Origin of the sequence: Marinimicrobium sp. UBA4209 (assembly GCF_002381585.1) — a bacterium.
GTDB lineage: Bacteria > Pseudomonadota > Gammaproteobacteria > Pseudomonadales > Cellvibrionaceae > Marinimicrobium > Marinimicrobium koreense.
Map to the genome: position 1 here is coordinate 19,684 of NZ_DFTP01000054.1, position 8,008 is coordinate 27,691.

The 8,008-nt window shown below is 59.5% G+C and carries 8 protein-coding genes; 1 reads left to right on the top strand and 7 read right to left on the bottom strand.

Annotated elements, in window-relative coordinates:
• Positions 1 to 175: 175 nt before the first annotated feature.
• Complete coding sequence (locus tag B3187_RS07990) at positions 176 to 1,651, top strand: AAA family ATPase (protein ID WP_286805619.1); 1,476 nt, start codon at positions 176 to 178, stop codon at positions 1,649 to 1,651.
• Positions 1,652 to 1,666: 15 nt separating this feature from the next.
• On the opposite strand, the gene B3187_RS07995 is transcribed toward B3187_RS07990, so the two are convergent.
• From B3187_RS07995 to B3187_RS08025, 7 genes are all read right to left on the bottom strand, one after another.
• Positions 1,667 to 2,128: a DUF4442 domain-containing protein gene (locus B3187_RS07995; RefSeq protein ID WP_286805621.1), complete on the bottom strand. Its 462-nt coding sequence runs from the start codon at positions 2,126 to 2,128 to the stop codon at positions 1,667 to 1,669.
• Positions 2,129 to 2,131: 3 nt separating this feature from the next.
• The gene (gene proB / locus B3187_RS08000; protein WP_286805623.1) at positions 2,132 to 3,259 is read right to left on the bottom strand and encodes a glutamate 5-kinase; all 1,128 of its coding nucleotides are present in this window, start codon (positions 3,257 to 3,259) and stop codon (positions 2,132 to 2,134) included.
• A gap of 16 nt (positions 3,260 to 3,275) precedes the next feature.
• A complete protein-coding gene (gene cgtA, locus B3187_RS08005; RefSeq protein ID WP_286805625.1) occupies positions 3,276 to 4,469 on the bottom strand; it encodes an Obg family GTPase CgtA in 1,194 nt (397 codons plus the stop codon).
• Between the two features lie 479 nt (positions 4,470 to 4,948).
• Positions 4,949 to 5,206, bottom strand: coding sequence for a 50S ribosomal protein L27 (rpmA, locus tag B3187_RS08010; protein ID WP_024460889.1), 258 nt, complete (start codon positions 5,204 to 5,206; stop codon positions 4,949 to 4,951).
• Between the two features lie 14 nt (positions 5,207 to 5,220).
• Positions 5,221 to 5,532 carry a 50S ribosomal protein L21 gene (gene rplU, locus B3187_RS08015; RefSeq protein WP_024460890.1) on the bottom strand — a complete coding sequence of 104 codons (312 nt, stop codon included), beginning with the start codon at positions 5,530 to 5,532 and terminating at the stop codon, positions 5,221 to 5,223.
• Positions 5,533 to 5,866: 334 nt separating this feature from the next.
• Complete coding sequence (locus tag B3187_RS08020) at positions 5,867 to 6,640, bottom strand: rhamnogalacturonan acetylesterase (protein WP_286805627.1); 774 nt, start codon at positions 6,638 to 6,640, stop codon at positions 5,867 to 5,869.
• A gap of 146 nt (positions 6,641 to 6,786) precedes the next feature.
• Positions 6,787 to 7,701 (bottom strand): alpha/beta hydrolase, encoded by a 915-nt coding sequence (locus tag B3187_RS08025; RefSeq protein WP_286805628.1) that lies wholly within the window; start codon positions 7,699 to 7,701, stop codon positions 6,787 to 6,789.
• Positions 7,702 to 8,008 lie beyond the last annotated feature (307 nt).

Below are 8,008 nucleotides of genomic sequence, written 5' to 3' on the forward strand. Positions count from 1 at the left end.
TAGGGCGGATAAGCGAAGCGCATCCGCCGTTGCCACACCACCCGTCACATAAGATGGATCGGTCCGATGCATCGGGGCGAAGCGCATCCGCCGTTACCCCTCTTCGCCTATTGACAAGCGAGACGCCGCTTCCTATCGTTTCAGCGTCACTTTTCAGTTAAGGAACATCAATAAGATGCAAGACGCACACGATCTGTCGCTGATGCTGGACTCCAAAGTCCCGCTGGTGGTCATTGAGACTCATGAAGAAAACAAGGCCATCAACTTACTCCAGCGGGTCGCGCGGGATAAAGCGCGGCCGCTGTATCGCTGGTCGGTGACCGACGGATTGACCACGATGGGTTTCGGCCCCCAATTGGTTCCCAAAGGGCGTGAACATCAGGAGCCGGCCGAAGTGCTGGAGCACATCAAGGCACAGGATACGCCGGGAATTTATCTGCTGTGCGATTTGCACCCCTACCTGAACGATCAACCCCATACTGTGCGTCTTCTCAAGGACATTGCGCTTAAACACGAGCAGACACCCCATGCCATCGTGTTGCTGAGTCACCGGCTGACGCTGCCGCCGGAAATCAGCCGCTACAGCGCCTCCTTCCAACTGTCTCTGCCCACGGACGAACGCATTCTGGCGATCATCCGGGAAGAGGCGCGTCACTACGCCGAGCAGAACGGTCAGAAGCGCATCAAAACCGACAACAATACCCTGCGCCGACTGATGGCCAACCTCCAGGGATTGAGCGCCAGCGATGTACGACGATTGGTGCGGGTGGCCATATGGCAGGACGGCGCCATCACCGAAGAGGATCTGCCGGCGGTCAATAAAGCCAAGTTTTCCCTGCTGGATATGGGCGGGGTCATGAGTTACGAGTACGAGACAGCCGACTTCTCCCAGGTGGCGGGATTACACAACCTAAAGCGCTGGCTGGAGGCTCGCGGCAAGGCCTTTCACAGCCGGGACCCGGGAATAGAACAACCCCGGGGCATCCTGTTGCTCGGGGTCCAGGGTGGCGGCAAAAGCCTGGCCGCAAAGGCCGTGGCCGGCACCTGGAACCTGCCGTTGCTGCGCCTGGACATTGGCGCTCTGTACAACAAGTACCACGGTGAAACCGAACGCAACCTGCGCGAAGCTTTGGCGATGGCGGATGCCATGGCGCCCTGCGTTCTCTGGCTGGATGAAATCGAAAAGGGCCTGGCACAGGGCAACAGTGACGACGGCACCTCACGACGGATGCTCGGCACCCTGCTCACCTGGATGGCGGAGCGCAAAAACTCGGTCTTTTTCACCGCCACCAGCAACGATATCAGCAAGCTGCCACCGGAGCTGATTCGCAAAGGTCGGGTCGACGAGATCTTTTTTGTCGATCTACCCGATGCCGACGTGCGCCGGGCAATTTTTGACATTCACCTACGCAAGCGGGATTTGAACCCCGAGCAGTTTGACCTGGCACTGTTGAGTGAAGCGAGCGACGGTTTTAGCGGTGCCGAGATTGAGCAGGCCATTGTCGCTGCGCGCTACAGCGAGGGGCGAGACGGGATTCGTACCGAGTGCATTCTGAGGGAGATAGGCAACACCAGCCCACTCTCGGTGGTGATGGCAGAGCCGCTGAAGCAGTTGTGGGCGTGGGCGGCGGAGCGCACCATCCCCGCCTGATTACCCGACGGGGAGTCAGGAGCCAGGGCGCCTATGTGGCTTGGCCCGGACGTAAATCGTTCGATGCACTCGCGCCACCAAATGCCCGTGCTCATCGACAATATCGACGGCAAAATTGGGCAGGTACTTTTTTCCGTCAGCGGTGTGCTCTCGAATTCGTTCAAGGGTGGCATCATCCAGCGAGAACTCCGCCTTGACGGCTGTACGCCCCGGGGCAATAAAATCAATATGGGCGCTTTTGTCCCAGACAAAATAATCCCGCCCCAAGTTGTAGGTCAGCATCATCATGTACCAGGGATCGGTCATGGCAAACAGGCTGCCACCAAACTGGGTACCCACCATATTGCGGGTGTGGAAGCGGCGCTTTAAAACCACTTCGATACGCCGAAAATCTTCACTGATAAACGTCGCTTTGATACCGGCAAAAAACAACGGTGGCCAGAAATTTACCAGCCGACGGGCCCATTTCCAGTTCATAGCCTACCCTTCCGTGAGTACCAGGTTATCCCGGTGAATCAGTTCATCGTCGTCCTTGTAACCCAGTAAAGCCAGAATATCGCCACTGGGTCGACCGAGAATCTTGCGCGCCTCATCAGCGGAATAATTGACCAGACCCCGGGCAACTTCCGTCCCATCGGGTCCGACACACACCACCATATCGCCCCGGGTAAAAGCCCCCCGGATTGATTTGACGCCCACCGGCAGCAGGCTGCGACCTTTCTCCCGCAGAATCTTGACCGCCCCCTCATCCAAAACCAGGGTGCCACGGGTCTGCAACTGACCGGCGATCCAGCGCTTACGCGCCGCCTGTGGTTCCTGCCCGGCGTGCAGCAGCGTTCCCAGCGGTTCGCCCGCCCGGGCACGCAGCAGCGCCCGCTCGGTGCGTCCGCCGAGGATCAGGGTATCGGCACCCGAGCGAGCGGCGACCCGCGCCGCCCTAACTTTGGTCAACATACCGCCGCGCCCGAGGGCACCGCCTCCGCCGGCCATGGCTTCCAGGGTCGGATCATTCGCGGACAATTCCGGCAGCAGCTTCGCGTCGGGGTTGGAGCGCGGATCGCTGTCGTACATGCCGGACTGGTCCGTCAGAATGACCAGTAGATCCGCTTCAATCAGGTTGACCACCAACGCACCCAAGGTGTCATTATCACCAAACCGGATTTCATCGGTGACCACGGTGTCGTTTTCATTCACGACGGGCAACACGCCCAGATCGAGCAGCGTGCGCAACGTGGAGCGGGCATTCAGGTAGCGCTGGCGGGACGAGAGGTCATCGTGGTCGAGCAGCACCTGAGCGGTGTGCAGACCGTATTGCTGGAAGGCGCTTTCGTAGGTCTGCACCAGCACCATCTGGCCGACCGCCGCAGCGGCCTGCAGCTGATGCACCGCGGTCGGGCGACGCGTCCAGCCGAGCCGGGTCAGGCCGGCGGCCACCGCGCCGGAAGAAACCAATACAATCTCGACACCGGCATGACGCAGTTCGGCCATTTGCGCCACCCAGTCGTTAATCGCGCGGACATCGAGCCCTCGGCCATCGTTGGTCAGCAGGGAACTGCCAATTTTAACGACCCAGCGCTGAGTGGTGGTTACCGAACTTCTGTCTGCCATGTTGAAAGGGTTCCGTTTAACGTACGTATTCTACTTCGACATCATAATCGTCATCATCGAAGTCGTCATCATCGTCGTCACCCTTACGTGCCGCACGGCGACGCAAACGAAGCTCCTCGACACGTTCGCGCACTTCCGCAGCCATATCTGCCTGGAATTGCGCCTCGCGCTCGCGGGCCTCTTCATTTTCGGATTCGGTTTCCCAGATGTTTTCCAGATGCGTCATCAGCTCGCCGCACAGGGGCTCTGTGCCCTGCCGTTGCAGCGCCGAGATACGGAACACCGGCCCTTCCCAACCGAGCTTGTCCACCAGGGCCTGGCAGCGCGCGTCGGCTTCATCCTCCGGCAGCAGGTCGATTTTATTCAACAACAACCAGCGCTCCCGCGTGGCCAGGGTCGGGCTGAAACTCTCCAGCTCGTTGGCAATGGTGCGCACCTGCTGGACCGGATCAGAGTCGTCCAGCGGCGCCATGTCGACGATATGCAACAACACCCGGCAGCGGGTGAGGTGCTTGAGAAAGCGAATCCCAAGACCGGCGCCATCGGCGGCGCCCTCAATCAACCCCGGAATGTCGGCCACGACAAAGCTGCGATGTTTCTGTACTTTGACCACACCGAGGTTGGGCACCAGGGTGGTAAAGGGGTAGTCGGCCACTTTCGGTTTGGCGGAGCTGATGGCGCGAATGAAGCTGGATTTGCCGGCATTGGGCAGCCCGAGCAAACCGATGTCGGCCAATACTTTCAGTTCCAGCTTGAGGTTGCGCATTTCGCCTTCGGTACCATGGCTGGTCTGCCGGGGCGCGCGGTTGACGCTGGATTTGAACCGGGTGTTCCCCAGCCCGTGAAAGCCGCCCTGGGCGACTTTGAGCTTCTGGCCGATTTCGGTCAGGTCGCCAAGCTGTTCGCCGGTGTCGCTATCGATGACGGTGGTGCCGACGGGTACCGGCAACAGCAGGTCTTCGCCTTTGCTGCCGGTGCAGTTTTTACTCCCACCTTTTTCGCCATTTTGGGCGCGGTAGCGGGGCTGGAACCGATAGTCGATGAGGGTGTAGAGGGCTTCGTCAGCCACCAGGTACACACTCCCGCCGTCGCCACCATCGCCACCATCGGGGCCACCTTTGGCAATAAATTTTTCCCGTCGGAAGCTGAGGCAACCGTTGCCGCCTTTGCCCGCTTCGACGTGAATGGGCGCTTCATCTACAAATTTCACTTTCTTACTCCCGACAGGGTTGATCTAACTTTAAGGGTGCCACTATTGCGGCCGGGCCGCTGCTGGGTATGGTCTTCCAAGACACGCCGTAAACCCATCCATGGGGGCTCGGATCGCGGGTCCCCCGCTCTACGGTCTTGGAAGACCATACCCAGCATCGACCCTAAGTGCCAAATTCCAGCTTGTTCGCTCAAATTGGCCTTAAAAAAGCGACTTCAACCAACTTAAGTAGCAGCTTGCTCCGAAGGTAAAGGCCTTGAAGGGGAACACCCTTTCGAGACCGTGGAGCGGGGGACCCGCGATGCGAGCCTACAGGGATGTATTCACGGCGTGTCTCGAAAGGGTGTTCCCCTTCAAGGCCCCCTCCCAACTCGACGCAAGTCCATCCGACAACTTATAACAAAAAAGCCCCATCGATAGTTCGACAGGGCTTTCCGAGGTGTGTTCGCCCGAGGGCGACAACCGTATTTAAGGACGTCTTAAGCGACTTCGACGCTGACGAACTTACGGTTTTTCTCACCTTTGGTTTCAAACTTCACCCGGCCTTCGGCCTTGGCGAACAGGGTGTGGTCCTTACCAATACCCACATTCACACCGGGGTGAAATTGAGTGCCGCGCTGGCGAACGATGATGCCGCCGGCGGGGATGGCCTGGCCACCGTATACTTTAACGCCAAGGCGTTTACTTTCGGAATCGCGCCCGTTGCGCGTACTACCGCCTGCTTTTTTGTGAGCCATTGTCTAAACTCCTCTTAACCTTTGATTCCAGTGATTTTCACTTCAGTGAACCACTGACGGTGGCCCTGACGCTTCATGGAGTGCTTACGGCGACGGAACTTGATGATCCGCACCTTTTCGCCACGACCGTGGCTGACCACTTCGGCGGTCACTTTGGCGCCGTCTACGACGGGAGCGCCCACTTTAACGTCGTCGCCATTGGCAACCAGATAAACCTTGTCGAATTCCACAGTTTCACCGGTGGCGACTTCGATTTTTTCCAGCTTGAGGGTTTCCCCTTCCACGACGCGGTGCTGTTTGCCACCACTTTCAAAAATTGCGTACATAGTTGCTCCAAATACTCAGTTTGGACGACACGAAGCAGCGAACAGGGCGCTTTCCGGGGCTTGCGTCGTTGGTTCGGTTTTTCAAGGGCGGCGATTGTATGCGAAGTGGCGACCGATAGCAATAGGGTTATGGCCTCTGCCCCATCTAAATTGAGCTGGAGCCACCATCTCGCCCGATCTGAGGCGGAGCAGTCCAGGTAGGTCGGATCGGTCCGAAGCTTCGGAGCGCAGCGTAATCCGACACTCTCAGGGTCTACACACCAGTCGGCGCTGCTGTCGGATTACGCGCTGCGCGCTAATCCGACCTACTCCGGCCCCTCGGGCCGGGCGAAAATCAGCGAATGTAGTCGGCTAGAAGCAAGGATTGACGGCGGACGCCCTGGACGAAAAGCTCCGCGACCTGTCGGGCGCCCCGGCGCTGCAGGTGGGTATTGTCGTCTTTGCCATCGGGCAGGTTGGCGTACTCGCCTGCCGGAATCTGCATATAGATGTTGGCTGACCCCGCTACGCCGGCATCCAGCAGCAGCTGGCGGGTCATGACATTCAGATCCACCAGAGGCACGCCCCGCTCGCTGGCGACGGCGCGGGTCACCTCCGGGTAGTCACCCAGGGTGGCTTCGGGCTGCCCGTCATCGGTGAATGCCCGGCGGTAAATGGAGGTGACCAGGATGGGCTTAGCGCCCCGGGCCAATACGTCATCGACCATCCGCTCCAGGTTGGACCGATAGTCCGTCCAGGGGGCGGCGTAGCGGGTTTCATCGTAGTCTTTCTGGTCGTTATGGCCGAAGCCCATCACCACGAAATCCCCCGCCTGAAGCCGCTCCATGACGGCCTCCCAGCGCCCCTCGTCGATAAAACTCTTGGTGCTGCGTCCGTTTTTGGCGTGGTTTTCCACTTCAATGTTGTCGGTCAGATATTCCGGCAGCGCTTGGCCCCAGCCGGTTTCCGGGTATTTTTCTTTCGGCTGGTCCGCCATGGTGGAGTCGCCGACCAGGAACAGGGTGGGCTTGGTCGCCTCTTCGACGGGGGCCTGGGTGGCGCAGCCAACCAGGAGGGCAGCGGCGGCCAGTAAGGGGGTGAGGCTGTGTAAAAAAGAGGTTGATGTCATTGTTCTGGTTCTCTCTGTATTTATGGTGCTTTTAGAGTTGGGTTGCGGCGGATGCGGGCTGCGCCCTTATCCGCCCTACGGGTGGCTCGGAGGTTGCGTAGGGCGGATAAGCGAAGNNGCGAAGCGCATCCGCCGTTACAGTCTACCTACTCGCCCAACACTTCGTTCAGCCGCAGCCAATCCTCGGCGGCGCGGGGCCAATTGGAGGCGGTGCCCTCATTGGGCTCCAGGCCAAAACCGTGGCGATCGGTCTGGTAAATGTGCAGTTCCGAGGCCGGGCTGTGGGGCCGCGCCGCTTGATAGAGCTGCAGGCTGTTGGCCACCGGTACACTCTGATCGCCGTTGCCGTGCACCAGAAACAGGGGCGGTGCTCCCGGTTTGACTTGATTTTCCAGAGAGTGTTCAGCGCGATCCTGCGCACTCGGCTCTTCCCCCAGCAACGCCTGCCGGGATCCCTTATGGGTATAGGGGTCCTCCATGGTCGCCACCGGGTAGAGCAGCATGGCGAAATCCGGCCGTGCGCTGACCCGCCCCCAGGGGTCGTCCTTCAGACTTTCGTGGGTAAACCCTGAGCGAAGCGCCACGCTGCCCGCTAGATGTCCTCCGGCCGAAAAGCCCAGTACGCCAATGCGTTCCGGGTCCACCCCCCAGGTGGCGGCATGCACCCGCACATACCGAACTGCCCTCAGGCCGTCCAGCAGCGGTGCCGGGTGGCCGTAGTCCTCAAGGCGGTATTTGACCACAAAGGCAGCCACCCCTAGCTCATTCAGCCAGCGCGCCGCCTTGACGCCCTCTTTTTCATACGCCAGCCACTTATAGCCACCGCCCGGAAAAATCACGACGGCCGCGCCATTCGGCTTTTCCGGCCAAAAGGGGGTGATGCTGGGGTTATCGACCGCCACGACACGGTCATTGCGAATATGCTCACGGTCCGGCTCGACGGGCGCCTGCTCGGACCAGATCCGGAACGGAGATTGTGGGCGCTCACTCTGGGCCTGAGCCACAAGGGGCAGGCACAGCAGCACGCTCAGGACAGTATAAAACCTAAGACTCTCTCTCATGGAAACTCCCTCTGTTGTGGGGCAATTGTTCTGTTTATAGGCGACCAGAGCTTACCATAATCAAACGGCGTCCGCGGCCCTTCGCTTTATCGCCCCCAAGGCTCTATAATTGCGCCTTTTACCATTTCGCAGACCGAAACAGGCCCAACACCCCGATGGAAGAGCAATATCATCCCGCGCATGTCGAAACCCAGGCCCAGAGTTACTGGGACGAGCATCAGACCTTCAAGGTCGTGGAAGATCGCAGCCGCGAAAAGTTCTACTGCCTGTCCATGTTCCCCTACCCCAGCGGCAAGCTGCACATGGG

What these genes read in the sequence shown, in the direction of transcription:
- B3187_RS07990 (WP_286805619.1), top strand. Translation starts at nt 176, where the DNA reads ATGCAAGACGCACACGATCTGTCGCTGATGCTGGACTCCAAAGTCCCG.
- B3187_RS07995 (WP_286805621.1), bottom strand. Translation starts at nt 2,128, where the DNA reads ATGAACTGGAAATGGGCCCGTCGGCTGGTAAATTTCTGGCCACCGTTG.
- proB (WP_286805623.1), bottom strand. Translation starts at nt 3,259, where the DNA reads ATGGCAGACAGAAGTTCGGTAACCACCACTCAGCGCTGGGTCGTTAAA.
- rpmA (WP_024460889.1), bottom strand. Translation starts at nt 5,206, where the DNA reads ATGGCTCACAAAAAAGCAGGCGGTAGTACGCGCAACGGGCGCGATTCC.
- rplU (WP_024460890.1), bottom strand. Translation starts at nt 5,532, where the DNA reads ATGTACGCAATTTTTGAAAGTGGTGGCAAACAGCACCGCGTCGTGGAA.
- B3187_RS08020 (WP_286805627.1), bottom strand. Translation starts at nt 6,640, where the DNA reads ATGACATCAACCTCTTTTTTACACAGCCTCACCCCCTTACTGGCCGCC.
- B3187_RS08025 (WP_286805628.1), bottom strand. Translation starts at nt 7,701, where the DNA reads ATGAGAGAGAGTCTTAGGTTTTATACTGTCCTGAGCGTGCTGCTGTGC.